The following is a 24,797-nucleotide window of genomic DNA, read 5'->3' as shown; positions in this document are numbered from 1 at the left end:
GCCGGAGGCCGGGGGAGGCCGGAAACCCCCGGCTGGGCTAGCTCGTACGTTTGCGGTCGGGGATGCGTGGCTAGGCTGGCCGCATGGTCGCTTCGCATGCCGCGCGCGTTCTGGTCGCGTCCAACCGCGGCCCCGTGTCGTACAGCCTCCGCGAGGACGGCACGCTCGACCCCCGCCGCGGCGGCGGCGGACTCGTCTCGGGCCTGAGCGCGATCGGGCCGGACGCGGACGCCGTCTGGGTCTGCGCGGCCCTGGGCGAAGGGGACCGGGCCGCCGTGCTGCGCAGCTCCGGGGGCACGGGCCGGCTGCCCACCACCGACACCGGCGGCCAGCACGTACGGATGCTGGACATCCCGGCGGACACTTTCGCCTCGGCGTACAACGGCATCGCCAACTCGGTCCTGTGGTTCGTCCACCACATGCTGTTCCAGACCCCGCTGGAGCCCGTCTTCGACGAGGACTTCCGCGAGCAGTGGGCGGCGTACGTGGCGTACAACTCCGCCTTCGCCGACGCGCTCGCCGAGGAGGCGGGCCAGGGCGCGGCCGTGCTGGTGCAGGACTACCACCTGGTGCTGGTGCCGCAGCTGCTCCGCTCGCGCCGCCCCGACCTGCGGATCGGCCACTTCTCGCACACCCCGTGGGCCCCGCCGGACTACTTCCGCCTGCTGCCCGACGACGTCGCCGCGGAGGTGCTCAGCGGCATCCTCGGCGCCGACCGGGCCGCCTTTCTGACCCGCCGCTGGGCGGACGCCTTCGCCGCGTGCTGCGCCGACGTGCTGGGCGCCTCCGTCATCCGCGACGCGGGCAGCCTGACGATCACCCACCGGGGCCGCACGACCCGCATCGGGGTGCACGGCCTCGGCGCGGACGCCGACTTCCTGCGGGAGCGGGCGCACCGGCCGGACGTGGACGAGCGCCTGGCGGCGCTGCGGGAGACGGTGGGCGGCCCGGACCGCAAGGTCGTCGTGCGCGTGGACCGCACCGAGCTGTCGAAGAACATCGTGCGCGGCCTGCTCGCGTACGCGCAGCTGCTGCGCGACCGTCCCGAGTGGCACGGGCGCGTGGTGCACATCGCCTTCGCCTACCCCTCCCGTCACGACCTGGCCGTCTACCGGGAGTACACCGACGAGGTCTCCGACCTGGCCGAGGAGATCAACGAGGAGTTCGCCACGCCGGGCTGGCAGCCGGTGGTCCTGCACGTCAAGGACGACTTCGCGCGCTCCCTGGCCGCCTACCGCCTGGCGGACGTCGCGCTGGTCAACCCGATCCGCGACGGCATGAACCTGGTGGCCAAGGAGATCCCGGTCGTCTCGGACGACGGCGTGGCGCTGGTGCTCTCCCGCGAGGCGGGGGCCTACGAGGAGCTGGCGGACGACGCGTTCGTGGTCAACCCGTACGACATCCGGGCCACCGCCAACGCGCTCCACCAGGCGCTGTCCGTGTCGCACGGCGAGCGGGCCGAGGCCACCAAGCGGCTGGTGGCGGCCTCGACGGCGCTCCCCCCGCAGCAGTGGTTCCTGGACCAGTTGCGGGCACTGGGCTGAAACCGGGCCCGGTGGCGGAGGGGCGGGCACCGGATTGGGCCTGGCCTTCTCCGCGACGTCCACTCCGGTCGTCGGTGCGGTACCGCCGGACCGGCGTCGCCGGCTCGCGCCGACGCGGCTGCTCATGCCCCGGCCCGGCGCAGTCCCGCGCACCGCGGTCAGCGGGGAGGTGAGGGCGCCCGCCGGCTGATCCCCAGCCGGATGCGCCCGCAGGTCGTCCCCAGGGCCAGGTAGGCCTCCACCGCCGGCAGCGGCGCGCCGCGGGCGAGCGGGTCGAGCCCCACGACGAGCGCGACCGGTCCGCCGCCCGCGACGAAGGCGGACCACCGCTCCCCGGCCGCGACCTCCAGCAGGGCCCCGCCGTCCGCGCCGCGCACCGTGGCCCGCCCGCAGCCGCCGACGGTGACGCGGGCCCCGAGCTCCGGCAGCCGCCGCCCGGGTTCGGCGAGCCCGAGGAGCGCGGCGAGTTCCGCCGTCCCCCGCCCGTGCGGATGGGCCAGCAGCAGGAACGCCACCGGCCCGTACGCCGTGTCGTCCAGCCAGGTCCACGAGGCGGGCCTCACCGCAGCACCACCCACACCTGCTTGCCGTCCGGGGTCGGCAGCACGCCCCAGCGGTGGGCCGCGGCCGCGATCAGGTGCAGGCCGCGGCCGCGTTCGGCCGCCCAGTCCGGCGGCCCGGGGGACGGGACCGGCAGGACGGGGGAACGGTCGCTGACCGCGGCCCGCACCCCCTCGGCGGCCAGGTCGTCCAGGGTCAGTTCGCACTCCGGGGAGCCCGCGTGCCGGTGCACGTTGGCGAGTATCTCCGTGACGCACAGCGCGGCGGCGGGCGCCAGGTCCTCACGGCCCCAGGCGCGGAGCTGTTCGCGTACGGCCCTGCGGACCTCCGCGATGCGGGCGGGCTCGGCGACGACGCGCATCGCCGCCACGGGTGGTGATTCCTGCGTCATGGGTCCAACGGTTCCGGGCCGTGGCTAGCCTGACCAGGGCGGACCTGACCCCGGGTCAGTTGTGTCGGGACCGGTCCGCCGCTGTGTACGGCGTGTGTACCGGGAGGTGGTGCCGTGTCCGCGAAGGGCGAGGGCTCGGCCAGCATGCGGATGTTCGGTTCGGTTGCGCGGTCCCTGCGGGAGGCCCGCGGGGTGTCGACCGAGGAACTGGCCGCGCATGTCGGCTACTCGAAGTCGCTGGTGGTCAAGATCGAACGCGGTGAGCGGATGCCGCCGCCCTTGTTCGTGGAGAGGGCGGGGACCCTGCTGGACGACGGCGGCGGGGTGCTGCGGTCCGCGGCGTGCCATCTGGAACGGGCGGAGTTCCCCTCCTGGTTCGAGGAGTACGCGGAGCTGGAGCGGGTGGCGGCGTGTCTCTACAAATACGACACGCACGTCATCAACGGCCTGCTGCAGACCGAGGACTACGCCCGCGTGGTGCTCGGCGCCTACTGCCCGACGCTGGAGACGGAGGAGGTCGAGCGCCGCGTACGCGCCCGGCTGGCCCGGCAGTCGCTGCTGACCCGCGCCCCGGCGCCGCAGCTCGCCTTCGTCATCGAGGAGTGGGTGCTGCGCCGCCCCGTCGGCGGAACCGCCGTCCACCGGCGCCAGTTGGAGCGGCTGCTGGAGGCCGGGGCGCTGCGGCACGTCACGGTCCAGGTGATGCCGCTCTCCCACGAGGCGCACGCGGGCTTCGACGGCCCCATGAGCCTGCTGGAGACCCCGGACCTGCGGCTGCTCGCGTATCTCGAAGTCCAGGGCCGCAGCGTGCTGGTGGACGGCCGGGACGAGGTCAGCAAGCTCCACCAGCGCTATGCGATGATCCGCTCACAGGCCCTCAGCGTGGGGGACTCCGCCAGAGTGATCGAGCAGATTGCGGGGGAGCTATGACGACCCGACTCGCCTGGTACACGAGCAGTTACAGCGGCAGCGAGGGCGGCGACTGCGTCGAGGTCGCCCAGGCCCCCGGCGTCGTGCACGTGCGGGACTCCAAGGACCCCGCCGGGCCCGCGCTGGCCTTCACCGGCGAGGCGTGGACGGCGTTCGTCGCCTTCGTCGCGGACAACACCGTGACACCGGTAGAGTAATCGGCCGATCACCCTTCGTGCCCAGCGCATGAAGCGGCCCCCAGTGGTGCGCCAACACCGGCCGGGGGCCTACACGTACGAGGCTTACAAGGAGCCCCGCAAATGATTCGACATGCTATCCCGCCGACCCGTTTCTTCTCCCAGACGCCGAACGACCTCATCCGCCATCCGCGCCTGAACGGCACCGCCGTACGGCTGTTGCAGTGGGCGCTCTCCCTGCCGGAGGGGTCCCGGGAGACCCTGCAGTCCATCGGCGAGAAGATGCCCGAGGGGCGCATCGCCCTGCGCCGGGCCCGGCAGCAGCTGGAGGCGGAGGGCTATGTGCACACCCGCCGCACCCAGAGCCCCGAGACCGGCCACTGGACGACCCAGGTGCTCGCCTCCAACGTGCCGCTGCGCGACCCCGCCGAGATCGATGCCGCCTTCGCGGCACCGGGCGGCAGCATCCTGACCGCCGGTGCGCCGTCCGTACGGGCCGTCGGCGCATCCCCCAAGGGGGAGAAGAGGGAGGAGGAGAACACCTCCCACCCCGAGCCGCCCGCCGACGCGTCGCTGGTCGCCCGCGCGGCGGCAGCGCTGCAGCGCCTCGGGCGGCGGGAGGCCCGGCTCGCCCTCGGCGTCGCCGAGGCCGCCCGGCTGGCGCCGCTCGCCGCGCGCTGGCTGGCCCACGGCGCGAGCGAGCTGGAACTGGGCACCGCCCTGTCCGCCGGGCTGCCGCGCGCCGTCCACTCCCCCGCCGGTTTCATCGCACGGCGCCTGCGCGACAAGCTCCCGGCGCCCCGGCCCACCCGCGACCCCGCCGCCCCGGCGGCCCCGCTCCCCGAATGCCCCGCCTGCGGCGACCCGCTGCCCCCCGGCCGCACCGGCCCCTGCCCGCCCTGCGCCGGGGCCGCTCCCGTCGCTCCGTCAGGCGGCCCGCGCGGCGCCGCCCTGGCCCGCGCGGGCATCGCCCGACAGCGGCCCCGTATGGAGCCGTCGCCGGCCGCCGATATCATCTGTGGCTCATTTTGATATCGCTGAGTCAGGTACCCATGCCCGAGGAGGCTCGAATGACCCGCACCGTCATAGACGTCGACGACCAGATGCTGGCGGAGGCGGCCGAGATCTTCGGCACCACGACCAAGGTCGCCACGGTGAACGCCGCCCTGGAGGACGTGATCAAGCGCCGCAAGCGCGCCTCGTTCCTCAACTGGCTGGCGGAAGGCGGTCTTCCGGGCCTCACCGGCGAGACCACGGCAGCGGACGATCCGAACCGAGCCCCATGAGGGACCGCTTCCTCATCGACAAGTCCGCCCTCGCGCGCTTCCCGAAACCTCCGGTGAGGGCCGTGATCGAGCCTCTCCACAACGCGGGGCTGCTCGCCGTCTGCGGCGCCGTCGAGCTGGAAGTGCTGCACAGCGCACGGTCCACGGCGGACGCGGACCGCATCCGCGACGGGATGCGGGGATTCGACCGGCTGCCCACACCGGACGAGGCCTGGGACCGTGCGCTGGACGTACAGACGGGCCTCATCGCCGCAGGCAACTGGAAGGCCCTCTCCGTCGCGGACCTGATCATCGCGGCGACCGCGGAGCGGCACGGCGCGACCGTCCTGCACTACGACGGCGACTTCGACATGATCGCCGGTGTCACCGGCCAGCCCGTGCGCTGGGTGGTCCCGCCGGGGACGGCCGACTGAGCGACCTGCCGCCGCTCCGTCAGATCGCGGCCCGCGCACCGTTCATCCTCTTTGGTCACCCAAAGTGCGGAACACCTCGCACAGGGTGACGATGAGCGCAATCGCTTCGACCCGGAGCGAGCTCCTTCCGTCATCTTCGAAGGCAGAGAGATGAACATACGAGCGAAGAAGACCATGTCCGGTCGACCCCGTCGTAAGGTGCTTTGGGGTGTCGCCGGAACCATGACGGTCGCCGCCGCGGTCGTCACGACCAGCGCATTCGTTGCCCCCCTGAACGCCTCCGCCACCGCGCGCCCCGCCGCGGTCGCCGACGACGCCGCCGGAAGCCCCCTCGCGGGCAACGGCAACAACCGTGACAACTTCGGGCGGCTGAGGACCGCCGAGTTCCTGGGTGTCTCCGTCACCGTTCCCTCGGGCGCCACGCAGACCGTCTCGGCGCGCTGCCCCTCGCGCACCGAGGTCACCGGCGGTGGCTTCGTCCTCAGCAACAGCGACCTGAGCGTGCTGACGAGCCAGCGGTCCGGCAACGGGTGGACGGTCACCGTCCGGAACAGGAACGGCATGACCACCCCCGTCCCCACCGCCCGCGCCGTCGTGGAGTGCGCGGCGATCGTCCGGGACAACAACAACTGGTGACCCCTCCCCTACCACCCGCCGGCGCCCCGGTCCCCCGTCACACAGGAACGGGGGACCGGGGCGGGCCGTGCGCGACCGGGCGTCAGGAGCGCTTGCCCGCCGAGTCCGACGCGAAGAGGACGGCGACGCCCAGCACGACCAGGAGGACGCACACGTAGATCTCGTAGCCGTCCAGGAAGCCGATCCGGTGCGTCAGCGCCCACACGCGGAACCAGCCGTCGGTGAGCTGGTAGACGATGCCGCCGATGCCCTGGGAGAGCAGTACGAAGCCGAGGAAGCCGAGGAATCCCTTCATGCCACGAGGCTAGGGAGCGGCCGACCGCCCCGGCTGTCGGCGAAAGTCGCCGATCGCGCGCGGTCTGTCGTCCTTAGGTCTCGACTTCGGGCGCGGGGGTGGTGCCGGCGCCCCGGGACCGTACATTCGGTGGAATGCGACGCGTACGGAAGGGCATCGTCGCCGACATCGCGGTCTTCCTCGGTGCGGCGGCCTTCTCCGTGCTGTCCGCGGACGGGGTGGGCGCCCCCGTCGGGCCCGTCGAGCAGGCGGTCGCCGCGGCCGCGTGCGCGGCCCTGTTCCTGCGGCGCCGGTGGCCGGTGCAGCTGGCGGTGGTGCTGCTGGTGACGGGCTGGTTCGCGCACCTGGTGGGCGGCCCGACCGCGGTGGCGGTCTTCACCGTGGCCGCGTACCGGCCACTGCGTGGCACGGCCTGGGTGGCGGCCCTGGCGTTCGCGCCGCTGCCGGTGTTCGTGGCCCGCGGCCCCGACCCGGACCTGCCCGAGACCGGCTCGGCGATGACCTTCTTCGTGATCATGGCGGGCTCGATCGGCTGGGGGCTCTACGTACGCTCCCGGCGCCAACTGCTGGCCTCGTACGCCGAGCGGGGGCGGCGGCAGGCGCGCGAGGAGATCGCACGGGAGATGCACGACGTGCTGGCGCACCGGCTGTCGCTGCTGAGCGTCCACGCGGGAGCGCTGGAGTTCCACCCGGGAGCGTCCCCCGCGGAGATCGAGCGGGCCGCCGGGGTGATCCGGGTGAGCGCCCATCAGGCGCTGGACGACCTACGCGGCATCATCGGCGTGCTGCGCGAGCCGGCCGGGTCCGGCACGGCGGACGGCGCGGGCGGACGGCCGCAACCCACGCTGGCGGACGTGCCGCGCCTGGTGGAGGAGTCCCGGGAGGCCGGGATGCGCATCGTGCTGGAGGCGGACGACGACGCCGTGTCCGCGGCGCCCACCGCCTCGGGGCGCACCGCCTACCGGATCGTGCAGGAAGGACTGACCAACGCCCGCAAGCACGCCCCCGGCACGGAGGTGACCGTGCGGCTCGCCGGCGGTCCCGCGCGGGGCCTGACGGTCGAGGTCAGCAACCCGGTGCCGGCCGCGGCGGCCGTGGTGCCCGCCATCCCCGGCGCCGGACAGGGGCTGATCGGGCTGACCGAGCGGGCCGCGCTCGCCGGGGGCGACCTGGAGCACGGCCGGTCCGGCGGGGACTTCCGGGTGCGCGCCTGGCTACCGTGGGCGGCGTGAGCATGGTGCGGCTGCTGCTGGTGGACGACGACCCGCTGGTGCGGGCCGGGCTGCGGATGATGCTCGGCGGGGCACCGGACGTCGAGGTCGTCGCCGAGGCCGCCGACGGGGGCGAGGTCGCGGCGCTGGTCCGGGAGCACTCCCCCGACGTCGTGCTCATGGACATCCGCATGCCCACCGTCGACGGTCTCGCGGCCACCGAGGCCCTGCGGGCGCTGCCGGGCGCCCCGGAGGTGATCGTGCTCACCACCTTCAACACCGACGAGCACGTGCTGCGGGCGCTGCGCGCCGGCGCCGCCGGGTTCGTCCTGAAGGACACCGCGCCGCGCGAGATCGTCGAAGCGGTACGGAAGGTGGCGGCCGGCGAGCCGGTGCTGTCCCCCGCGGTGACACGGCAGTTGATCGCCCAGGTCGCCGGCTCCGAGGCCGGCGCCGCCGAAGGACGCGGCGCGCGGGCCACCGCCCGGCGCAGGCTCGCCTCGCTGGGCGAGCGGGAGCACGAGGTCGCCCTCGCCATCGGGGAGGGCCGGTCCAACGCGCAGATCGCGGCCGGGCTCCACATGAGCGTGCCGACGGTCAAGACCCACGTCTCCCGGATCCTCGGCAAGCTCGGCCTGAACAACCGGGTCCAGATCGCCCTCCTCGTCCACGACGCGGGCTCCCCGGGCCGCGGCTGACGCGGTCACGGGCCGTGGTGCCCCCGGGCGACCCGTTCAGTCGGTGAGCGACTGCATGGCGACGGTCAGCATGGCGAGCAGGAAGACAGAACCACCGAACAGGAAGATCGACCCGACGACGAGCATCACCACCCTCTGCGACGGGTTCGCCCGGAAGTACTCGCGCCGCGTGAGCCCCGGGTGCATGAACGACCTCGTGATCTTGAGGTCGAACACGAGGGTGACACCGATGAGCAAAGCGACGGCGCCGAGGCAGAACCCGATGAGAAACGCCGGCCCTGCACCCAACTCGCCCGTGCCCTGAGCCATTTCGCCCCCCTCAGTTCGAGCAGGCACAGCTGCCGACGGGCGTCGGCGGCCGCGATGCCATCGCGGCAGGAGGCTCGGCGGAGACCGGCCCGCACCACCGATCCGGGGCCGCTCCGGCCTGCCGTGCCGCCGGGACGGAACGGCTGCCTAGGCTGCTGTCACCAGCACCCGCAGAGAGTGAGAACCACCGCATGACCACCGGCAACCGCAGGACCGTCCTCGTCACCGGCACCTCCTCCGGCATCGGCCTGGCCACCGCCGTCGCCGCCGCCCGCGCCGGCTGGGACGTCGTCGCGACCATGCGCGACCCCGGGAAGGCGGACCGCCTCCGCGAGACGGCGACCGCGGCGGGGGTCGCCGAGCACGTCCACGTCAGGCGGCTCGACGTGACCGACGCCCGGCTCGTCGCCGCGGTCGTGGAGGACGTCGTCGTGGAGTTCGGCGGCCTGGACGCGGTGGTCAACAACGCCGGTGCCGGACACGTCGGCACCATCGAACTGGAGACGGTCGCGGACGTCCGCGCCACGATGGAGGTCAACTTCTTCGGCGTCGTCGAGGTCACCAAGGCCGCGATGCCCCACCTGCGCGCCTCGGGCGGGCGGCTGGTCACCGTCACCAGTGTCGGCGGCGTCGTCGGGCAGCCCTTCAACGAGGCCTACTGCGCCGCGAAGTTCGCCGTCGAGGGCTACATGGAGTCGCTCGCACCCGTGGCGGCCTCGGTCGGCGTCACCGTGAGCGTCGTCGAACCGGGCGCGGTCGGCAGCGAGTTCGTCGCGAACCTCGGCATCGACATCCCCGCGTACGCGGCGGCCGCGGGACCGTACACGCCCGCGCTCACCCACTACCTCGACCGCACCACGCAGTCGTTCAGCGCCGCCCAGACCGTCGACGAGGCCGCGGCGCCCATCGTCGAGGTCCTCACCGCCGAGCGGCCGCCCTTCCGCGTCCAGACCTCGCCTCGGGCCCGCGAGTTCACCGGGGTGAAGCTCGCGGACCTCGACGGGTCCGCGGTTCAGTCACTGACCGGCGGGTGGGTCTCGGCGGCGTCCTGAGCGTCCCGCTCCTCCAGGGCGTCCGCGAGGGCGTCGACCAGCGCGACGACGCCCTCCGGGCCGTCCACGACGAGGTCGGCCCGGGCGGCCAGTTCGGCCACCTCCGCGCTGCCGCTGCACACCAGCACACCGGGGAAGCCGTCGGCACGCCGCTTTTCCACGGCCCCGAAGGCGGCCAGGTCGCCCAGGTCGTCACCGGCGTACAGCACGGGGCCTGCGCCGACCTCGCGCAGGTAGTCGTTGAGCGCCACGCCCTTGTCCATCCCGGGCGGCCGCAGTTCCAGCACCATCCGGCCCGGCTCCACGATCAGCCCGTGGCGGTCCGCCAGTTCGCGCAGCGGCCCGTTCAGCGCCTCGAACGCGGCCTGCGGATCCTCCGTGCGGCGCGTGTGGACGGCCACCGCGCGGCCCTTGTCCTCCACCCACGTACCCCGCCACGCCCCGATCGCGTCCAGCACGCCCGGCAGTTCGGCGCGTACGGCGTTGACCCCGGGGTGCGAGCCGGGCGCCTTGACCTCGCCGGACCGGGCGTCCCAGCGCTCGGCACCGTAGTGGCCCAGCACGACCATGTGCTCCAGCGCGGGTACGCCGGCGAAGCCCCCGTACCGTACGGCCACGCCCGCGGGGCGGCCCGTCACGACCACCACGGAACCGATCCGCGGGGCCAGCCGGGCCAGCGCGGCGGCGGCACGGGGGTGGGCCCGCGCGGCGTCCGGATCCGGCACGATCGGTGCCAGTGTCCCGTCGAAGTCCAGTGCCAGCACGGCCCTGCGGGGCTCCGCGAGCAGTGCGGCCAGGCCGTCCTTGCCCTCGGGCGTCGTGGGTACCGGCAGTTCGTCCCTGCGGCTGCGGCTCATGCCCCCGACCATACCGACCCCCGCGGGGGGTATGCCCGGCGTACGGGAGCATCCCGCCTCCGGCGGTGTTCCCGGGGGCCGCGTGAGGTGGGTGGTCGGGCTGTGGCGGGGGGGGGGGGGGGGGGGGGGGGGGGGGGGGGGGCCGCCCCCCCCGCCCCCCCCCCCCCCCCCCCCCCCCGCGACAGCCGAACAACCAGCCCCGCACCCCGCCCACGCCGCGTGGCGTCAGCGGGTGGTGCGGTGGGTGTCGCGCGTACGGCGGAGGCGGTTGACCGTGACGGGGTCGTGCGCGAGGGCGCGGGGGTCGTCGAGGAGGGCGTTGAGCAGCTGGTAGTAGCGCGTGGGGGAGATGCCGAGGCGCTCGCGGACGGCCCGTTCCTTCGCGCCGGGACCGGCCCAGGCGCGGCGGGCGATGTCGAGGACGGCGCGGTCCTGTTCCGTCAGCCCGTCCTCGGAGGCGTCCTCGGGGGCGTCCACGGATGCGTCCCCGGAAGCGTCCGTGGAAGCGTCCGTGGAGGCGTCCGCCCCGGTCTCGTCCCGTTCCATCCGACAACCATATCCGCGCCCGCCGCGTGACGCCCCGGTCACACTGCGCCCCCGTGAGGTCTACACCACTCGCCCCGTACGCCGTAGGCGATCTCTTTCGACGAGTGGACTAGACCTTTTATGGGTTACCGCGCGACACTGTCCCCCGTGAGACACGTCATCGCCCTCGATGTGGGCGGCACCGGCATGAAGGCCGCGCTGGTCGCGACGGACGGCACGCTGCTGCACGAGGCACGCCGCCCGACCGGCCGGGAGCGCGGCCCGGACGCCGTGGTCGAGACCGTGCTCGACTTCGCCGCCGACCTCCGGGCCCACGGCGAGAGCGCCTACGGCGAACCCGCCGCCGCGGCCGGGGTCGCCGTGCCCGGACTGGTCGACGAGCGGGCCGGTGTCGCGGTGTACTCCGCGAACCTCGGCTGGCGCGACGCACCCCTGCGCGACCTGCTCACCCGCCGCCTCGACGGCACCCCCGTCGCCCTCGGCCACGACGTGCGCGCCGGCGGCCTCGCGGAGGGCCGGCTGGGCGCGGGGCGGGGCGCCGAACGCTTCCTGTTCGTGGCGCTCGGCACCGGCATCGCCGGAGCCATCGGCATCGAGGGCCGGGTCGAGGCCACCGAGCTCGGACACGTCGTCGTCCGCCCCGGCGGCCCGGTCTGCGGCTGCGGCCAGCGGGGCTGCCTGGAGACCGCGGCCTCCGCCGCCGCCGTGGCCCGCGCCTGGGAGGCCGCGGGCGGTGGCCCGGACGCCGGTGCCGCCGGCTGCGCCGCCGCCGTCGAGGCGGGCGACCCCCGTGCCGCGGCCGTGTGGGGCGAGGTCGTCGCCGCCCTCGCCGACGGCCTGGTCACCGGGATCACCCTGCTGACCCCGGGCACGCTGATCGTGGGCGGCGGGCTCGCCGAGGCCGGCGAGACCCTCTTCGCACCGCTGCGGGCCGCCGTCGAGCGGCGGCTGACCTTCCAGCAACTCCCCCTCATCGTGCCGGCGGCCCTCGGGGACACCGCCGGATGCCTGGGCGCAGGGCTGCTCGCCTGGGATCTTCTCTCCGTGGAGGTGACCGCTTGACTGCGGCAACTAGCGTGCTGACCGGTGCCCGTGTGGTGCTGCCGGACGGCGTGGTCGAGGACGGCCGGGTGACCGTCGAGGGCCGCTCGATCGTCGCGAACGACCCGCTCCAGGCGTCCACCCGCGACCTGACGGGGCACTGGGTCGTCCCCGGCTTCGTCGACATCCACGTGCACGGCGGCGGCGGCGCGTCCTTCTCCTCCGGCGACGCCGAGGCCGTCCTCACCGGGATCGGGACCCACCGGCGGCACGGCACCACGACCCTGCTCGCCTCGACGGTGACCGGGGACCTGGACGACCTGTCCCGGCAGGCGGCGCTGCTGTCCGAACTCGTCGAGCAGGGCGACCTGGCCGGCATCCACTTCGAGGGGCCGTTCATCTCCCCGCACCGGCGCGGCGCGCACAAACCGTCGCTGCTGCGCGACCCGCACCCCTCGGACGTCCGCAAGCTGCTCGACGCCGCCCGGGGCACCGCGCGCATGGTCACCCTCGCCCCCGAACTGCCCGGCGGGCTCGACTCGGTGCGGATGCTGGCGGACCACGGCGTCATCGCCGCCGTCGGCCACACCGACGCCGCGTACGAGGCGACCCTGCAGGCCGTCGAGGCCGGCGCCACCGTGGCGACGCACCTGTTCAACGCCATGCCCTCGCTGCTGCACCGCGAACCCGGCCCGATCGCCGCGCTGCTGGAGGACGAGCGGGTCACCGTCGAGCTCATCAACGACGGCGTCCACCTCCACCCGGCCGTCCTGGAGATGGCGTTCCGCAGCGCCGGCGCCGACCGGGTCGCCTTCATCACCGACGCCATGGACGCGGCGGGCTTCGGCGACGGCCGCTACCTGCTGGGCCCGATGGAGGTCGACGTCGTCGACGGTGTCGCCCGGCTCGTGGAGGGCGGCTCCATCGCGGGGTCCACGCTCACCCTGGACACGGCGTTCAAGCGGGCGGTGACCGTGGACGGGCTGCCCGTGGGCGACGCGGTGCGCGCGCTGAGCGCCAACCCGGCGCGGCTGCTGGGCGCGTACGACCGGATCGGTTCGCTGGAACCGGGCAAGGACGCCGATCTGGTGGTCCTGGACGCGTCGTTCGACCTGGTCGGCGTGATGCGCAAGGGCAGCTGGGTCGTCGAGCCCTGAGCGGACCCCGGGCGGCGGGGTCTGTGCCTCCGGGCGTTCCTTTGGCATGATCCCTTCCCATCGCACACGCTGTTCGAAGGGATCATGCGGTGATCGTCACCGTCACGCTGAACGCCGCCATCGACGTGACCTACCGCGTCCCCCGGCTGCGGCCGCACACCACCCACCGGGTGTCGGAGGCCGCGGAACGTCCCGGCGGCAAGGGGCTGAACGTCGCCCGCGTCCTCGCCGCGCTCGGCCACGAGGCCGTCGCGACCGGCTTCGCGGGCGGCGCTTCCGGGGACCGGCTGCGCGACTGGCTGTCGGGGACCGACGGCGTCACCGACGCCCTCGTGCCCACCTCCGGGAGCACCCGGCGGACGGTGGGCGTCGTGGACGAGTCGGGCGGCGACACCACGATGTTCAACGAGCCCGGGCCGACGATCACTTCGGAGGAGTGGTCGGCCTTCCTCGGCACGTACCGCAAGTTCCTGGAGGGCGGCACGACGCGCGCCGTGGCGCTGTGCGGCAGCCTGCCGCCGGGGCTGCCCGTCGGCTGCTACGCCGACCTCGTACGGGACGCGCGCGCCGTGGGCGTCCCGGTCCTCCTGGACACCAGCGGCGAGCCCCTGCGGCGCGGACTGGCCGCACGGCCCGACCTCGTCAAGCCCAACGCCACCGAACTGGCCGGGCTCACCGGCGCGACGGAGCCCATGCGGGCCGCCCGCGACGCCCGCCGGCGCGGCGCCCGGGCCGTCGCGGCCTCGCTCGGCCCCGACGGGATGCTCGCCCTCGCCGAGGACGCCACCGTGTGGACCGCCCGTCCCCCGGCCCCCGTCCCCGGCAACCCCGCGGGCGCCGGCGACTCCGCCGTCGCCGCGCTGCTGTCCGGGATCGTCGAGGGCCTCGACTGGCCGCGGCGCCTCGCGCGCGCCGTCGCCCTCTCGGCGGCCACCGTGGCGGCACCGGTCGCGGGCGAGTTCGACCGCGGGGTGTACGAGGACCTGCTGGAGCGGGTCAACGTGATCCGGGAGGGCGACCCACGGCCGTAGCCCGCCCACCCGGGGCGGGCCGCGGCGGGATCAGCCTCACCAGCCCGCGGGCTTCTGGTCCTTGTCCATGAGAGCCAGCTGGTCGAGGTTGAAGTGGCAGGCGTCGCCCTGACCGCAGGTCAGGGCGAGCGTGTTGCTCCCCTGCTTCAGGTCGAGGGTGGCGTAGGAGCGGTACCAGTGGTTCCAGTCGCCCTCCTTGCCGAAGTTCTTGAGGTCCGGCTTGTAGCTCTGGGGCGCCCCGTTGACCACGATCGTGGCGCTGGCCGAGTCCTTCTCCGCGTTGCCGTAGCGGATCCAGAAGTCGTACGAGCCGTCCTTCGGCACGTCGACGGTCCAGGTCACCGACGCGCCCACCGCGCTCATGTTCTCGACGTACTTGCCGCCCGCCGCCTTGGTGCCCTTGTACTGGGAACCGACGCGGGCGCCGCCCGCCATGGCGAGCGAGGCCGCGTCGACGACGCCCGGATCGGTGGTGCTCGCGGAGGCCGAGGGCTCGCCGGAGCTGTCGCCCTTGCCGCCGTCGCTGCTCGCCGTCGGGGTCGGGGTGCTGCCCGCCTGCGGGTTGTCGTCGTCGCCGCCCGCCATGGCGACGCCGATGCCGATCGCGACGGCCGCCACCACGGCGACGGCGCCGATCAGCAGGCCCTTGTTGTCGGGGCCGCCGGAACGCGGGGCCGCCGCGCGGCGGCTGCCGCCGCCCGCCGGGCCCGCCGGGCCTCCCGGACCGCCCGGGCCCTGGGGGAACGCCTGCGTCGCCTGGGCGTGCTGGGGCTGCTGCTGACCGTAGGCCGGCGGCTGCTGACCGTACCCTGGCTGCTGCTGCGGGTAGCCGTACCCGGGCTGCTGCTGTTGCTGCTGCGGCTGCTGCGGGCGCCGCTCACCGACCCGCTGCACCTGGTTGTACGAGGTGCGGGGCACGCCGGGCTGGGCAGCAGGCGCCTGACCCGGCTCCTCGCCGTCCTGGCGGTACAGGTACGCGAAGGGGTCGTCACTCCCGGGCTCGGGGGCACCGTTGTTGCCGGCCGTCATCGCTCTTCACCTTCCACTGCCTGTCGCTTGCACAGCACCTATCAGTACCGGGGCATCCGGCAAAAGGCGTGCGCCCTGGGCGATGGCGAATGTTCATGATCGATTCATCCGCGGCCGTCATGGACGGACACACCTCTGACCACGGCACCCTACCTGGAACCGGTGACGGTCCGCTCAACCGTCCGAAGCCCCGGGTCCTGCGCATACGGTAGGGGCGTGATCGACAGCACAGCCGCGTGGACGGGGTGGCGCGAGGCCACGGAGCGGGCCCTGTACGGCCCCGGAGGGTTCTTCCGGCGGGAACGCCCGGCCGCCCATTTCCGCACGTCGGTCCATGCCTCACCGCTGTTCGCGGGGGCCGTCGCCCGCCTCCTGGAACGCGTCGACGCGGACCTCGGGCACCCCGGCGAACTGGCCCTGGTGGACGTCGGCGCGGGAGCCGGGGAACTGCTCACGGGGGTGCTCGATGTGGTTCCCGCCACGTTGCGCGACCGCCTGCGGCCGTGCGCGGTGGAGAAGGCCCCGCGGCCGGACGGCCTGGACGCCCGGGTGACCTGGTCCGACGCGCTGCCGCGGGGCCTGCGGGGCCTGCTCTTCGCCAACGAATGGCTGGACAACGTGCCGGTCGACGTCGTGGAGACCGACGCGGACGGGGTGCCCCGCCGCGTCCTCGTCCGCTCCCTCGACGGCGCCGAACGCCTCGGCGACCCGGTGGACGGGGAGGACGCCGCCTGGCTGCGTCGCTGGTGGCCCGTCGAGGGCGCGGAGCCGGGGACCCGGGCGGAGATCGGCCGCGGGCGGGAATCCGCCTGGGCCGCCGCCGTGGCCTCCCTGGAGGCCGGACTCGCCGTCGCCGTCGACTACGGGCACGTGGCCGGGGCCCGCCCGCCGTACGGGACGCTGACCGCGTTCCGGGCCGGCCGCGAGGTGTCGCCGCCGGTGCCCGACGGCTCCTGCGACATCACGGCACACGTGGCGCTGGACGCCTGCGCGGGCCCCGGGGCGGTCCTGCGCACCCAACGGGAGGCCCTGGGCGCCCTGGGGGTCACCGGGGCCCGCCCGCCCCTGTCGCTCGCCTCCTCCGACCCCGCCGGCTACGTACGCGCCCTGGCCCGCGCGGGCCAGGGCGCCGAACTCACCGACCCGTCCGGGCTCGGCGGCTTCCTCTGGCTGGAACAGCCCGTACCGGCCGCCGGACGAGCCCCGGGGGGCACGCCCCCCGACACGTAAAGGGATGGGAAACTGGGGCCATGACGGAGACCACGATCGGCATCGGCGGCGCGGCCGAGGGCACCGACATGGTGCTGAACATCGGCCCGCAGCACCCCTCGACGCACGGTGTGCTGCGGCTGCGGCTGAACCTGGACGGCGAGCGGATCGGCGCCGCCGAGCCGATCATCGGGTACATGCACCGCGGTGCCGAGAAGCTCTTCGAGGCCCGGGACTACCGCCAGATCATCATGCTGGCCAACCGGCACGACTGGCTCTCCGCCTTCTCCAACGAACTCGGTGTCGTGCTCGCCGTGGAGCGCATGCTCGGCATGGAGGTCCCCGAGCGCGCGGTGTGGACCCGCACGCTGCTCGCCGAGCTCAACCGGGTGCTCAACCACCTGATGTTCCTCGGCTCCTACCCCCTCGAACTGGGCGGGATCACCCCGATCTTCCACGCGTTCCGCGAGCGCGAGGACCTGCAGGCGGTCATGGAGGAGGTCTCCGGCGGCCGCATGCACTACATGTTCAACCGCGTCGGCGGCCTCAAGGAGGACCTCCCCAACGGCTGGCACGGCCGGGTCCGCGCCGCCGTCGCCGCCGTGCGCTCACGCATGGGGACCTTCGACGACCTCGTCCTCGGCAACGAGATCTTCCGCGGCCGCACCCGCGGCGTCGGCGTCCTCTCCGCCGGGAACGTGCACGCCTACGGGGTGAGCGGGCCGATCGCCCGCGCCTCGGGCGTCGACTTCGACCTGCGCCGCGACGAGCCCTACCTGGCCTACGGGGAGCTGCGGGACACCCTGAAGGTCCCCACCCGCACCGCGGGCGACTGCCTGGCCCGCTTCGAGGTGCTGCTGGAGCAGACCCACAACGCCCTCGACCTCGCCGACGCGTGCCTGGACCGGCTGGCCGAGCTGCCCCCCGGCCCCATCAACCAGCGGCTGCCGAAGGTGCTCAAGGCCCCCGAGGGCCACACGTACGCCTGGACCGAGAACCCGCTCGGGCTCAACGGCTACTACCTGGTGTCCAAGGGCGAGAAGACGCCGTACCGGCTGAAGCTGCGCTCGGCGTCGTACAACAACGTCCAGGCGCTGGCCGTGCTGCTGCCGGGCACGCTGGTCGCCGACATGGTGGCGATCCTGGGCTCGATGTTCTTCGTCGTCGGCGACATCGACAAGTGACGGGCGGGCCGCCCGCGGGCGGCCCGCCCCCGGCGGGCGTCAGGAGGAGCGGGCGCGCAGCTCGCTCAGGTCGAGCTGCTCGGTCTCGTCGTGCGCGGTCAGGTCGATGACCTCGGCCTGGTCGGCCACGGCCTCGTCCCCGACGACGTCGGCGAGGTCCGCCTCCGCGGGCCCCGCGGCGCCGTCCGCCTCCAGCTCCTGGGGGCGGGCCTTCTCGTTCTTCGTGCCGAAGAAGTCGAAGCCGCCCTGGGCGCGGCTGGCCTGGCGGTTGGGCTTGGCGTACGGCAGCACGGCCGCGGCGACCGCCGGGACGAGCTTGGGCTGGCGCACCGGCAGCGCCGGGGTGCTCCCGCTGCCGCCGGTGGTGGGGTCCGCCGGGCGGTCGCGCTCGGCCGGGTCCAGGGCGTGCCTGCCCTGCGGCTCGTCGGTGTCGGCGAGGTCGCGGCGGCGGGCCTCCTCGACGGTGAGCGCGGCCTGCTGGCGGGCCCCGTTGCGCGACAGGTCCCGCAGGGCGGCGGACGCCCGCAGGTACGCGGCCGGGGTGACCGGCGCCGTGTAGGGCACCGGGAGGGCGGAGACCGCCTTCTTCGCGACGCGGCCGTCCTCCAGCGCACGGGCCCGCTCGGACTCGGCGGTGGCGTAGCGGCGCAGCAGGTCCGCGTGCTCCGTACGGAGCCGGGCCAGTTCGGCGCGCTTGGCGCGCAGCTTGTTCTCCAGCTTGCCGCGCAGCTCGCGGGAGTCCTCGAGGTCCACCTCGAGCTCCGCGATCCGCTCGTCGGCCCGCCATTCGTCGCGCACCCGCGCGGTCTTGAGGTCGGCGACCTGCTTGCCCGCGGCACGGTCCCAGCTGCGCAGCAGGAAGGCACCGCCACCGGCGACACCGGCCGCCGCGACGACGAACACACGGAGCAGCACCGGATCACCGATCACCAGTGCGCCGACGGCGAGGGCCGCGGCGGAGCCGGCGACCGTCACGGGCGGGAGCAGCCGGTGCAGCGGCTGTGAATGGCGGTGTCGTCCACGGGGCATGGTAGGGAACTTAGCGTGCCCGTGGGTCGTGTGGGGCCGCGGCATCCGATTTCTCACCGAACACACAACGACGGATACGGAGGGCGCCCACGCGTATGCGAAACGTCACGCGAACGCCCTCCCGCCACCATTTATTCGATCTTGTCCACCGGGCCTCAGCCCTTCAGCAGACCCTTCGACTTCAGGTAATCCGCGGCGACGTCCTCGGGCTTCTTGCGCTCCGAGTCCACCTGCTTGTTCAGCCCGGCGAGGTCGGCCGTGGTCAGCACCTGGGTGAGCTTGTCGAGGGCGGCGGCGACGTCCGCCCCGCCGGCCTCCTTCGCGTTGACGACGGGCAGCAGGTTGTCGGCGTTCTGCAGGCCCTTGTCGTCCTCCAGCAGCACCAGGCCGAACTGGTCCAGCGTGGCGTCCGTGGTCGTGGTGAGCACCAGCTGGTCGATGCCGTCCTTGACGGCCTGCTTGGACTGGACGGTGCCGACGCCCTTGGCGTCCACCGACGTGACGTCTATGCCGTAGATCTTCTTCAGGCCGGGCGAGCAGAAGGGGCGGATCGAGCATTCCTCGCCCGCGGCGAGCTTGACCTTGATCTTCGACTTGCCGAGGTCGGAAAGGGTCTTGAGGTCGTTCTTCTCCGCGAATTCCGTGGTGACCGCGAATGCGTTCTGGTCGACGGCCTCCCCGGCCGGCAGCACCTTCAGCCCGAGCGGGCCGGCGAGTTCGGTGAGCGCCGTGACGGTGGCGTCGACGTCGGAGGAGGCGACGGGCGGGGCGTCCTTGCCGTTCACCTTCGCGTTGAGGAACTCCGCGAGGGTGGCCGCGTACTCGGGGACGACGTCGATCTGCCCCTTCTCCAGGGCCGGTTCGTACAGCTCGCGGTTGTCCACGGTCTTGATCGTGGTCTTGTAGCCGGCGTCGTTCAGCAACTGCGCGTACAGCTGCGCGAGGACCGTGCTCTCGGTGAACCCGGCGGAGCCGACGGTCAGGGAGCCCTTGCCGCCGCCGGCCTGTGAGCTTCCCCCTCCCCCGCTCTTCTCCAGACTGTCGCCGCCGCAGGCCGCCAGGCCCGCGGAGAGGACCGCCACGGCGGCCAGGGCGGTGGCGGTGCGCAGGGCCTTGCTCATGTGAACTCCATCTGATGGGTGGGACGGGCAGGTCTTCGGGCGGGTCGGGACTTCCGTGCGGGGGACACCAGGCGTTGCAGCAACAGGAAGACTCCCTCCACGAGAAGGGCGAACGCGGCCACGAGTACCGCGCCCGCGACGACCTTCGGGGTGTCGTACTGGGCGAAGCCCGCGGTGATGATGCGGCCGAGGCCGCCCTCGCCGGGCATCGCGGCGAGCGTGGCGGTGGCGACGACCTGGACGGCGGCCGAGCGCACCCCGCTCATGACGAAGGGCGCCGCGAGCGGAAGCTCCACCCGGGCCAGCAGCTGGCCGCCGCTCATCCCCATGCCGCGGGCGGCCTCCACCGCGTCCCGGTCGACCTGGCGCATGCCGACGTAGGTGTTGGTGAGGAGCGGCGGGACGGCGAACAGCACCAGCGCGATGATGGTGGGCCAGTAGCGCGCCGAGTTCGTCGCGACGACGAGCAGCACGAGGATGGCGAAGGTGGGCACAGCCCGCCCGACGTTCGAGAGGTTCACGGCGAGCGCGCCGCCCTTGCCGAGGTGGCCGAGGAGGACCGCGACCGGCAGGGCCACGAGGCAGGCGATGGCCAGGGACACCGAGGTCAGCACCAGGTGCTCGCCGAGCCGCTGCAGCACCCCGTCGGTGCCGGTCCAGTTGGCGCCCGTGGTCAGCCAGTCCCACGCGCCGGGGATCGTCCCCATCAGCCGGCCGCCTTCGCTGCCCTGGACCACGGCGTGAGCAGCCGCTGCACCCCGAGCAGCAGCAGATCGGCGACGAGGGCGAACACCACGCAGATCACGGACGCGGTGAGCACCTCCGCCTTGAAGTAGGTCTTCATGCCGTCCTTGATGAGATTGCCGAGACCGCCGTAGCCGATGATCGAGCCGACCGTGGTCAGGGAGACCGTGGCGACCGTGGCGATCCTCACACCCGCCATCACCGCGGGCAGCGCCAGCGGCAGCTCGACCCCCCACAGCAGGCGTATCGGTCCGTAGCCCATGCCGCGCGCGGCCTCCCGCGCGTCCTCGGGCACGGCGTCCAGACCGGCCAGGAAGTTCCTGACGAGGATGGTGAGCGAGTACAGGGTCAGGCCGGTGACGACCACCGACGCGGAGATCCCGAACACCGGCACCAGCAGCGAGAAGAGGGCCAGCGACGGGATCGTGTAGAGCACCGTCGTCACCCCCAGCACCGGCGCCGCGGCCGCTCGCCAGCGCCGGGCGAGCAGAGCCAGCGGCAGCGCGAGCAGCACACCGGCGGCCACCGACACCGCGGTGATCCACAGATGTTCCACCCCCGCGTCCAGCAACTCCTGGCTGCGCGTGCGTACGAACTCGCCGCATATCCAGTCGTTCGCCGCGAGACAGTCCTGTCCGGCCATGCGATGCCACCTCCCCCGCCCGGTTCAGATCATGCAGGTGAGCGTAAACCCGACCCCGGACATTCCCGGTGTCCCGCCACATCCTCGCAACACCCCCTTCACAACCATCGCCGAGCGTGTACCAAGCTGGGGGGTGAGCCGCACCGCCGAGCGCCGACGAGAGGTCCCGATGATCCGCTTCGAGAACGTCACCAAGCGCTACCCCGACGGCACCACCGCCGTCGACGACCTGTCCTTCGACGTGCGCGAGGGCGAACTCGTGACCCTCGTCGGGCCGTCCGGCTGCGGCAAGACCACCACGATGAAGATGGTCAACCGGCTCATCGAGCCCACCGCCGGCCGCATCCTGCTGGACGGCGAGGACATCGCGCGCACCGACCCGGTACGGCTGCGCCGCCGCATCGGCTACGTCATCCAGAACGTCGGCCTGTTCCCCCACAAGACCGTGCTGGAGAACACCGAGACCGTTCCGCACCTGCTCGGCTGGACGCGCGCCAAGCGCCGGGCCCGCGCCGCCGAACTGCTGGAACTGGTCGGCCTGGACCCGTCCGTGCACGGCGCCCGCTACCCCGAGCAGCTCTCCGGCGGCCAGCGGCAGCGGGTCGGCGTGGCCCGGGCGCTGGCGGCCGACCCGCCGCTGCTGCTGATGGACGAGCCCTTCGGCGCCGTCGACCCGGTGGTACGGGAGCGGTTGCAGTCGGAGTTCCTGCGGCTGCAGGAACAGGTCCGCAAGACCGTGCTGTTCGTCACACACGACATCGAGGAGGCGGTCCGGCTCGGCGACCGCATGGCGGTCTTCGGCCCCGGCCGGATCGAGCAGTACGACACCCCCGCGACCGTGCTCGGCTCCCCCGCCACCCCGTACGTCGCGGACTTCGTCGGCTCCGACCGCGGTCTGAAGCGGCTGTCGGTCACGCCGATCGAGACGACGGACCTGGAGCACCCGCCCGTCGTGCGCGCCGGATCGCCGGCCGCGGAGGCCGCGGCCGTCCTCGCGAAGCAGGGCGCCCCCTACGCGGTCGTCCTCGACGACGACGGCGGGCTGCGCGGCTACGTGGCCGCGGGCACCCTCACCTCGGGCACCGTGGCCGACCACACGCGCCGCCTGGAGGCCTGGGTCCCGGTGGGCGCCCCCCTCAAGCGGGCGTTCAGCACGATGCTCCAGCACGACGCCGGCTGGATAGCCGTTGTGGACGGCGACCGCTTCGCCGGGGTGCTGACCCCCGCCACGCTCCACGCCGCGCTGCGCCGTTCGGTCAACGAGGACGGCGACGGCGAGGAGGCGGAGCCGGTGGCGGCCCCGGCCGGAGCGGGTGACAATCGCCGGGCGGAACCGGACGCCGATGCCTCGTGATGCGGAGCGTTCCATGACCACCCCGCGGGATCTGATCGTCACCGCCCTGGAACGGGCCCCCGGACACGCCGTGGAACCGGGCGACCTCTCGCTCGCGCTCGCCGCGGCCGAAGCCGTCGACCTGCTCGCCGCCCGGGCGGTCGCGCTGGACGGTGACCGTCTGGTGCCGGGCCCGGAGCCGGCGATCAGCGACCCCCTGCTGGCCGGGGCCGCCGCCGCGCTGGTGCGCGAGGCACCGTACGAGTCCCCCGGCGACTGGCTGTGGCGCAGGGGCCGCGGCCTCGCCGACGTCTACCTGACCGACCTGGCGGCCGAGGGCGAGGTCGTACGGGAACGGCACCGCAACTGGCTGGTCCGCGACACCCGGACCGTGCTCACCGACTCCCGCGCCCGGCGCCGCGCCGCGGACCGCCTGGCGGCGGACGAGCCCGTGCTGGCCGCCCTCGCCAGGACGCTCGGCCTGCGCGAAGGCCCGGCCGCCGAAGCGGCACCCGAGGTGACCGACCCCGCCGCGGCCCGCGTGCTGGCCGCCCTCGACGACGCGCTCGCCGAACTGGCCGCTGAGCGCCGTCGCCGCTCCCGGCGCCAGGCCGACGCCGCCGCCGAGAACGTCCGGCGGGGGTACTGAGCCTGCGCGCAGCGGGGCGGCCGGTGGGGCCGGTGGGTGGGGCCGGTGGGTGGGTGCGGGTTCGTCTCGCGCCCTTCGGGCGCACAGCGCCGGCTGCGGACGGGAGGGTGGCGGTCCGCGTAACGGCCGGCGCCCCGCGCCCCAGCCCCCCGCGCTACGCGCGGCCCCCCACCGCGCCGGTGCGGTTGTCGTCCTCGTCCTCGGGGAGGCGGCAGACGCGCTCCAGGAAGATCGCGGCGGCGCAGACCGCGATGCCGGCGATCACCGCGACGCCCGCGTAGATCGCCTGGTCACGGCGGGGGTCGTTGTCCAGCTGGTACATGACGAGGAAGACGCACACGCCGCCGTACATCCCCGCGACCAGGGCGGCGACCAGGGCGCTGGCCTGGCCGAAGACCACCGCGCGGGCCGCGAGCAGCGGATCGACGCCCTTGGCCCCCGGACGCCGCTCGCGCTGCGCGCGCAGCCGGGAACGCAGCGACAGCGCCGTCGCCGCCAGGACGGCGGCGATCAGCGCCAGCACGATCGGCGCGGCCACGGGCACGCCCGGCAGGGTGCCGAGCGAGTCCCAGAGCTTCGCGCCCGCCCACGAGAGCACTCCGGCGACCACGAACAGTCCGACCAGGGTCCTGATGCGCAGCGCCTTCACCGAGTGCTCGCTCCCCACATCACATCGACGAACGTACTGACGGGATCGTAACGATTACTCCGGCAGCCTGAGTTCCACGTCGCCCCTGGCCCACACGCTCTCGCGGCCGACGCCCGCCAGCAGACCCGACACCGGTCCCTGGCCCGGCAGCTCGGCCGCGGGGTCGATGTCGAGCCACGGCGCCAGCACGAAGGCCCGCTGGTGCGCCCGAGGATGCGGCAGCGTCAGCTCCGGGTCGTCGGAGACGACACCCTGGTAGGCCACGATGTCGACGTCGATGGTGCGCGGACCCCAGCGCTCGGTGCGCGTCCTGGCGAAGGCGTCCTCGATCGCCCGGCCGCGCTCCAGGAGCGAGGAGGGCGGGAGCGTCGTCCTGACCAGGACCACGGCGTTGAAGTAGTTGGGCTGCGAGCCGGGCTCGACGCCCCAGGGCTCCGTCTCGTACACCGGGGAGACCTTCTTCACCCGCAGGCCCGGGGTGTCCTCCAGCGCGTCCACGGCGCCCTGCAGCGTCTCCAGGCGATTGCCGAGGTTGCTGCCCAGCGAGATGACGGCGAACTTCGGGTTCTGCAGCGTCGAGTCCGCCGCGTCGACCTGCGCGACGACGGAGGCCGGGACCGGCTGCACGGTGGGGTCGTAGCTCACGGGCGCCTCCGGGTGATGGTGACGGACACATCGGTGAACGGGACGGTGATCGGGGCCTGTGGCTTGTGCACGGTGACCTCCACCTCCTGGACCAGGTCGTGCTTGAGCACCTGGTCGGCGATCCGCTGGGCCAAGGTCTCGATCAGGTCCACGGGCTCGCCCTCGACGACGGCGGTGACCTCCTCGGCCACGATGCCGTAGTGCACGGTCCTGGTCAGGTCGTCCGTGGCGGCGGCGGGAGCGGTGTCCAGGCCGAGGACGAGGTCCACGAAGAAGTCCTGGCCCTCGCGGCGCTCGTGTTCGAACACGCCGTGGTGCCCGCGGGCCTTCAGGCCGCGCAGCGCGACACGATCCACGATTCACTCCCGCTGGTCGACGTACGGACGGGTGGGCGCGGTCCGCCCGCTCAGCGGGAGGGGAGGGCCGCA

At 73.8% G+C, this 24,797-nt stretch carries 31 protein-coding genes; 17 read left to right on the top strand and 14 right to left on the bottom strand.

All coding sequences use genetic code 11. The features are described 5' to 3' along the window. The first annotated feature begins 83 nt into the window (after positions 1–83). Positions 84–1,544, top strand: coding sequence for an alpha,alpha-trehalose-phosphate synthase (UDP-forming) (locus ACFZAU_RS12070; RefSeq protein ID WP_499599829.1), 1,461 nt, complete (start codon positions 84–86; stop codon positions 1,542–1,544). A gap of 158 nt (positions 1,545–1,702) precedes the next feature. On the opposite strand, the gene ACFZAU_RS12065 is transcribed toward ACFZAU_RS12070, so the two are convergent. After that, positions 1,703–2,107: a hypothetical protein gene (locus tag ACFZAU_RS12065; RefSeq protein ID WP_500552041.1), complete on the bottom strand. Its 405-nt coding sequence runs from the start codon at positions 2,105–2,107 to the stop codon at positions 1,703–1,705. Beyond that, a complete protein-coding gene (locus ACFZAU_RS12060; RefSeq protein WP_499599818.1) occupies positions 2,104–2,496 on the bottom strand; it encodes an ATP-binding protein in 393 nt (130 codons plus the stop codon). Before ACFZAU_RS12060 ends, ACFZAU_RS12065 begins: the two co-directional genes overlap by 4 nt. A 114-nt stretch (positions 2,497–2,610) precedes the next feature. Here ACFZAU_RS12060 and ACFZAU_RS12055 point away from each other — a divergent pair, with 114 nt between their 5' ends. The 6 genes from ACFZAU_RS12055 to ACFZAU_RS12030 all read left to right on the top strand — a co-directional run bounded on the left by ACFZAU_RS12055 (position 2,611) and on the right by ACFZAU_RS12030 (position 5,937). Further along, positions 2,611–3,426 (top strand): helix-turn-helix domain-containing protein, encoded by an 816-nt coding sequence (locus ACFZAU_RS12055; RefSeq protein WP_500552040.1) that lies wholly within the window; start codon positions 2,611–2,613, stop codon positions 3,424–3,426. Then, a complete protein-coding gene (locus tag ACFZAU_RS12050) occupies positions 3,423–3,623 on the top strand; it encodes a DUF397 domain-containing protein (RefSeq protein ID WP_500552039.1) in 201 nt (66 codons plus the stop codon). Before ACFZAU_RS12055 ends, ACFZAU_RS12050 begins: the two co-directional genes overlap by 4 nt. 102 nt (positions 3,624–3,725) lie before the next feature. Beyond that, positions 3,726–4,634, top strand: coding sequence for a hypothetical protein (locus tag ACFZAU_RS12045; protein WP_500552038.1), 909 nt, complete (start codon positions 3,726–3,728; stop codon positions 4,632–4,634). Between the two features lie 38 nt (positions 4,635–4,672). Next, on the top strand, positions 4,673–4,888 hold the full coding sequence (locus ACFZAU_RS12040) for a type II toxin-antitoxin system VapB family antitoxin (protein ID WP_500552037.1): 216 nt from the start codon (positions 4,673–4,675) through the stop codon (positions 4,886–4,888). Then, the gene (locus tag ACFZAU_RS12035) at positions 4,885–5,301 is read left to right on the top strand and encodes a PIN domain nuclease (protein ID WP_500552036.1); all 417 of its coding nucleotides are present in this window, start codon (positions 4,885–4,887) and stop codon (positions 5,299–5,301) included. Before ACFZAU_RS12040 ends, ACFZAU_RS12035 begins: the two co-directional genes overlap by 4 nt. Positions 5,302–5,523: 222 nt before the next feature. Next, on the top strand, positions 5,524–5,937 hold the full coding sequence (locus ACFZAU_RS12030; RefSeq protein WP_500552035.1) for a hypothetical protein: 414 nt from the start codon (positions 5,524–5,526) through the stop codon (positions 5,935–5,937). A gap of 82 nt (positions 5,938–6,019) precedes the next feature. Here the strand turns inward: ACFZAU_RS12030 and ACFZAU_RS12025 are convergent, their stop codons facing one another. Further along, positions 6,020–6,232, bottom strand: coding sequence for a hypothetical protein (locus ACFZAU_RS12025; RefSeq protein WP_500461144.1), 213 nt, complete (start codon positions 6,230–6,232; stop codon positions 6,020–6,022). Positions 6,233–6,366: 134 nt separating this feature from the next. Between ACFZAU_RS12025 and ACFZAU_RS12020 the strand changes: the two genes are divergently transcribed. Together ACFZAU_RS12020 and ACFZAU_RS12015 are read left to right on the top strand one after the other, a co-directional pair. Continuing rightward, entirely contained in the window at positions 6,367–7,464 is a 1,098-nt protein-coding gene (locus ACFZAU_RS12020; protein WP_500552034.1) for a sensor histidine kinase, read from the top strand. A gap of 2 nt (positions 7,465–7,466) precedes the next feature. Next, positions 7,467–8,141, top strand: a complete 675-nt coding sequence (locus ACFZAU_RS12015; protein ID WP_500552088.1) for a response regulator — start codon at positions 7,467–7,469, stop codon at positions 8,139–8,141. Between the two features lie 36 nt (positions 8,142–8,177). Here ACFZAU_RS12015 and ACFZAU_RS12010 read toward each other — a convergent pair whose 3' ends face one another. Beyond that, positions 8,178–8,450, bottom strand: coding sequence for a hypothetical protein (locus tag ACFZAU_RS12010; protein ID WP_500552033.1), 273 nt, complete (start codon positions 8,448–8,450; stop codon positions 8,178–8,180). Between the two features lie 191 nt (positions 8,451–8,641). On the opposite strand from ACFZAU_RS12010, the gene ACFZAU_RS12005 reads away from it, so the two are divergent. Beyond that, positions 8,642–9,502, top strand: a complete 861-nt coding sequence (locus ACFZAU_RS12005) for an SDR family NAD(P)-dependent oxidoreductase (RefSeq protein WP_500552032.1) — start codon at positions 8,642–8,644, stop codon at positions 9,500–9,502. On the opposite strand, the gene otsB is transcribed toward ACFZAU_RS12005, so the two are convergent. Together otsB and ACFZAU_RS11995 are read right to left on the bottom strand one after the other, a co-directional pair. After that, on the bottom strand, positions 9,463–10,359 hold the full coding sequence (otsB, locus tag ACFZAU_RS12000) for a trehalose-phosphatase (RefSeq protein ID WP_500461147.1): 897 nt from the start codon (positions 10,357–10,359) through the stop codon (positions 9,463–9,465). The genes ACFZAU_RS12005 and otsB overlap by 40 nt on opposite strands. Positions 10,360–10,584: 225 nt before the next feature. Then, positions 10,585–10,905 carry a DUF3263 domain-containing protein gene (locus ACFZAU_RS11995; RefSeq protein WP_500552031.1) on the bottom strand — a complete coding sequence of 107 codons (321 nt, stop codon included), beginning with the start codon at positions 10,903–10,905 and terminating at the stop codon, positions 10,585–10,587. 147 nt (positions 10,906–11,052) lie between these two features. Here ACFZAU_RS11995 and ACFZAU_RS11990 point away from each other — a divergent pair, with 147 nt between their 5' ends. The 3 genes from ACFZAU_RS11990 (at position 11,053) to ACFZAU_RS11980 (ending at position 14,134) form a co-directional block, all read left to right on the top strand. Further along, complete coding sequence (locus ACFZAU_RS11990) at positions 11,053–11,967, top strand: ROK family protein (RefSeq protein WP_500552030.1); 915 nt, start codon at positions 11,053–11,055, stop codon at positions 11,965–11,967. Then, complete coding sequence (gene nagA, locus ACFZAU_RS11985; protein WP_500552029.1) at positions 11,910–13,103, top strand: N-acetylglucosamine-6-phosphate deacetylase; 1,194 nt, start codon at positions 11,910–11,912, stop codon at positions 13,101–13,103. Before ACFZAU_RS11990 ends, nagA begins: the two co-directional genes overlap by 58 nt. An 89-nt stretch (positions 13,104–13,192) precedes the next feature. Next, the gene (locus ACFZAU_RS11980) at positions 13,193–14,134 is read left to right on the top strand and encodes a 1-phosphofructokinase family hexose kinase (RefSeq protein ID WP_500552028.1); all 942 of its coding nucleotides are present in this window, start codon (positions 13,193–13,195) and stop codon (positions 14,132–14,134) included. A 36-nt stretch (positions 14,135–14,170) separates the two neighbouring features. Here the strand turns inward: ACFZAU_RS11980 and ACFZAU_RS11975 are convergent, their stop codons facing one another. Further along, complete coding sequence (locus ACFZAU_RS11975) at positions 14,171–15,163, bottom strand: carbohydrate-binding protein (RefSeq protein ID WP_500552027.1); 993 nt, start codon at positions 15,161–15,163, stop codon at positions 14,171–14,173. 216 nt (positions 15,164–15,379) lie between these two features. On the opposite strand from ACFZAU_RS11975, the gene ACFZAU_RS11970 reads away from it, so the two are divergent. Next, the gene (locus tag ACFZAU_RS11970) at positions 15,380–16,393 is read left to right on the top strand and encodes an SAM-dependent methyltransferase (RefSeq protein WP_500552026.1); all 1,014 of its coding nucleotides are present in this window, start codon (positions 15,380–15,382) and stop codon (positions 16,391–16,393) included. 20 nt (positions 16,394–16,413) lie between these two features. Beyond that, positions 16,414–17,556, top strand: a complete 1,143-nt coding sequence (locus tag ACFZAU_RS11965; protein WP_499599796.1) for an NADH-quinone oxidoreductase subunit D — start codon at positions 16,414–16,416, stop codon at positions 17,554–17,556. 39 nt (positions 17,557–17,595) lie between these two features. On the opposite strand, the gene ACFZAU_RS11960 is transcribed toward ACFZAU_RS11965, so the two are convergent. The 4 genes from ACFZAU_RS11960 to ACFZAU_RS11945 all read right to left on the bottom strand — a co-directional run bounded on the left by ACFZAU_RS11960 (position 17,596) and on the right by ACFZAU_RS11945 (position 21,093). Further along, positions 17,596–18,585 carry a hypothetical protein gene (locus ACFZAU_RS11960; protein WP_500552025.1) on the bottom strand — a complete coding sequence of 330 codons (990 nt, stop codon included), beginning with the start codon at positions 18,583–18,585 and terminating at the stop codon, positions 17,596–17,598. Between the two features lie 155 nt (positions 18,586–18,740). Next, a complete protein-coding gene (locus ACFZAU_RS11955; protein WP_499599792.1) occupies positions 18,741–19,706 on the bottom strand; it encodes an ABC transporter substrate-binding protein in 966 nt (321 codons plus the stop codon). Beyond that, positions 19,703–20,413 carry an ABC transporter permease gene (locus tag ACFZAU_RS11950; RefSeq protein WP_500552024.1) on the bottom strand — a complete coding sequence of 237 codons (711 nt, stop codon included), beginning with the start codon at positions 20,411–20,413 and terminating at the stop codon, positions 19,703–19,705. The genes ACFZAU_RS11955 and ACFZAU_RS11950 overlap by 4 nt, the downstream gene beginning before the upstream one ends. Next, complete coding sequence (locus ACFZAU_RS11945; protein WP_500552023.1) at positions 20,413–21,093, bottom strand: ABC transporter permease; 681 nt, start codon at positions 21,091–21,093, stop codon at positions 20,413–20,415. Before ACFZAU_RS11945 ends, ACFZAU_RS11950 begins: the two co-directional genes overlap by 1 nt. Before the next feature lie 169 nt (positions 21,094–21,262). Between ACFZAU_RS11945 and ACFZAU_RS11940 the strand changes: the two genes are divergently transcribed. Both ACFZAU_RS11940 and ACFZAU_RS11935 read left to right on the top strand, forming a co-directional pair. Beyond that, a complete protein-coding gene (locus ACFZAU_RS11940) occupies positions 21,263–22,447 on the top strand; it encodes an ABC transporter ATP-binding protein (protein ID WP_500552087.1) in 1,185 nt (394 codons plus the stop codon). A 13-nt stretch (positions 22,448–22,460) separates the two neighbouring features. Then, positions 22,461–23,075: a GPP34 family phosphoprotein gene (locus ACFZAU_RS11935; RefSeq protein WP_500552022.1), complete on the top strand. Its 615-nt coding sequence runs from the start codon at positions 22,461–22,463 to the stop codon at positions 23,073–23,075. A gap of 154 nt (positions 23,076–23,229) precedes the next feature. On the opposite strand, the gene ACFZAU_RS11930 is transcribed toward ACFZAU_RS11935, so the two are convergent. From ACFZAU_RS11930 to folB, 3 genes are read right to left on the bottom strand one after another with little or no spacing between them, the layout of a single operon-like run. Further along, complete coding sequence (locus ACFZAU_RS11930; RefSeq protein ID WP_499600271.1) at positions 23,230–23,724, bottom strand: DUF3180 domain-containing protein; 495 nt, start codon at positions 23,722–23,724, stop codon at positions 23,230–23,232. Between the two features lie 54 nt (positions 23,725–23,778). Continuing rightward, positions 23,779–24,369, bottom strand: coding sequence for a 2-amino-4-hydroxy-6-hydroxymethyldihydropteridine diphosphokinase (gene folK, locus ACFZAU_RS11925; RefSeq protein WP_500552021.1), 591 nt, complete (start codon positions 24,367–24,369; stop codon positions 23,779–23,781). Then, positions 24,366–24,725, bottom strand: coding sequence for a dihydroneopterin aldolase (gene folB, locus ACFZAU_RS11920; RefSeq protein WP_500461164.1), 360 nt, complete (start codon positions 24,723–24,725; stop codon positions 24,366–24,368). The genes folK and folB overlap by 4 nt, the downstream gene beginning before the upstream one ends. Between the last annotated feature and the right edge of the window lie 72 nt (positions 24,726–24,797).

Origin of the sequence: Streptomyces sp. NPDC008238 (genome assembly GCF_042956445.1) — a bacterium.
Taxonomy (GTDB): domain Bacteria; phylum Actinomycetota; class Actinomycetes; order Streptomycetales; family Streptomycetaceae; genus Actinacidiphila.
The sequence above is the reverse complement of the archived record's forward strand: the minus strand, read 5'-3'. Positions and strand labels throughout refer to the sequence as shown.

Bases quoted from the DNA above. Each gene is read 5' to 3' on its own strand.
- ACFZAU_RS12045 (WP_500552038.1), top strand. From the start codon at position 3,726: ATGATTCGACATGCTATCCCGCCGACCCGTTTCTTCTCCCAGACGCCG.
- ACFZAU_RS11975 (WP_500552027.1), bottom strand. From the start codon at position 15,163: ATGACGGCCGGCAACAACGGTGCCCCCGAGCCCGGGAGTGACGACCCC.
- ACFZAU_RS12010 (WP_500552033.1), bottom strand. From the start codon at position 8,450: ATGGCTCAGGGCACGGGCGAGTTGGGTGCAGGGCCGGCGTTTCTCATC.
- ACFZAU_RS11945 (WP_500552023.1), bottom strand. From the start codon at position 21,093: ATGGCCGGACAGGACTGTCTCGCGGCGAACGACTGGATATGCGGCGAG.
- nagA (WP_500552029.1), top strand. From the start codon at position 11,910: ATGCCTGGGCGCAGGGCTGCTCGCCTGGGATCTTCTCTCCGTGGAGGT.
- ACFZAU_RS12015 (WP_500552088.1), top strand. From the start codon at position 7,467: ATGGTGCGGCTGCTGCTGGTGGACGACGACCCGCTGGTGCGGGCCGGG.
- ACFZAU_RS11935 (WP_500552022.1), top strand. From the start codon at position 22,461: ATGACCACCCCGCGGGATCTGATCGTCACCGCCCTGGAACGGGCCCCC.
- ACFZAU_RS12005 (WP_500552032.1), top strand. From the start codon at position 8,642: ATGACCACCGGCAACCGCAGGACCGTCCTCGTCACCGGCACCTCCTCC.
- ACFZAU_RS11955 (WP_499599792.1), bottom strand. From the start codon at position 19,706: ATGAGCAAGGCCCTGCGCACCGCCACCGCCCTGGCCGCCGTGGCGGTC.
- ACFZAU_RS12070 (WP_499599829.1), top strand. From the start codon at position 84: ATGGTCGCTTCGCATGCCGCGCGCGTTCTGGTCGCGTCCAACCGCGGC.
- ACFZAU_RS11995 (WP_500552031.1), bottom strand. From the start codon at position 10,905: ATGGAACGGGACGAGACCGGGGCGGACGCCTCCACGGACGCTTCCACG.
- ACFZAU_RS12060 (WP_499599818.1), bottom strand. From the start codon at position 2,496: ATGACGCAGGAATCACCACCCGTGGCGGCGATGCGCGTCGTCGCCGAG.
- ACFZAU_RS12030 (WP_500552035.1), top strand. From the start codon at position 5,524: ATGACGGTCGCCGCCGCGGTCGTCACGACCAGCGCATTCGTTGCCCCC.
- ACFZAU_RS11940 (WP_500552087.1), top strand. From the start codon at position 21,263: ATGATCCGCTTCGAGAACGTCACCAAGCGCTACCCCGACGGCACCACC.
- ACFZAU_RS12025 (WP_500461144.1), bottom strand. From the start codon at position 6,232: ATGAAGGGATTCCTCGGCTTCCTCGGCTTCGTACTGCTCTCCCAGGGC.
- ACFZAU_RS12020 (WP_500552034.1), top strand. From the start codon at position 6,367: ATGCGACGCGTACGGAAGGGCATCGTCGCCGACATCGCGGTCTTCCTC.
- otsB (WP_500461147.1), bottom strand. From the start codon at position 10,359: ATGAGCCGCAGCCGCAGGGACGAACTGCCGGTACCCACGACGCCCGAG.
- ACFZAU_RS11965 (WP_499599796.1), top strand. From the start codon at position 16,414: ATGACGGAGACCACGATCGGCATCGGCGGCGCGGCCGAGGGCACCGAC.
- ACFZAU_RS12050 (WP_500552039.1), top strand. From the start codon at position 3,423: ATGACGACCCGACTCGCCTGGTACACGAGCAGTTACAGCGGCAGCGAG.
- ACFZAU_RS11950 (WP_500552024.1), bottom strand. From the start codon at position 20,413: ATGGGGACGATCCCCGGCGCGTGGGACTGGCTGACCACGGGCGCCAAC.
- ACFZAU_RS11960 (WP_500552025.1), bottom strand. From the start codon at position 18,585: ATGCCCCGTGGACGACACCGCCATTCACAGCCGCTGCACCGGCTGCTC.
- ACFZAU_RS12035 (WP_500552036.1), top strand. From the start codon at position 4,885: ATGAGGGACCGCTTCCTCATCGACAAGTCCGCCCTCGCGCGCTTCCCG.
- ACFZAU_RS12040 (WP_500552037.1), top strand. From the start codon at position 4,673: ATGACCCGCACCGTCATAGACGTCGACGACCAGATGCTGGCGGAGGCG.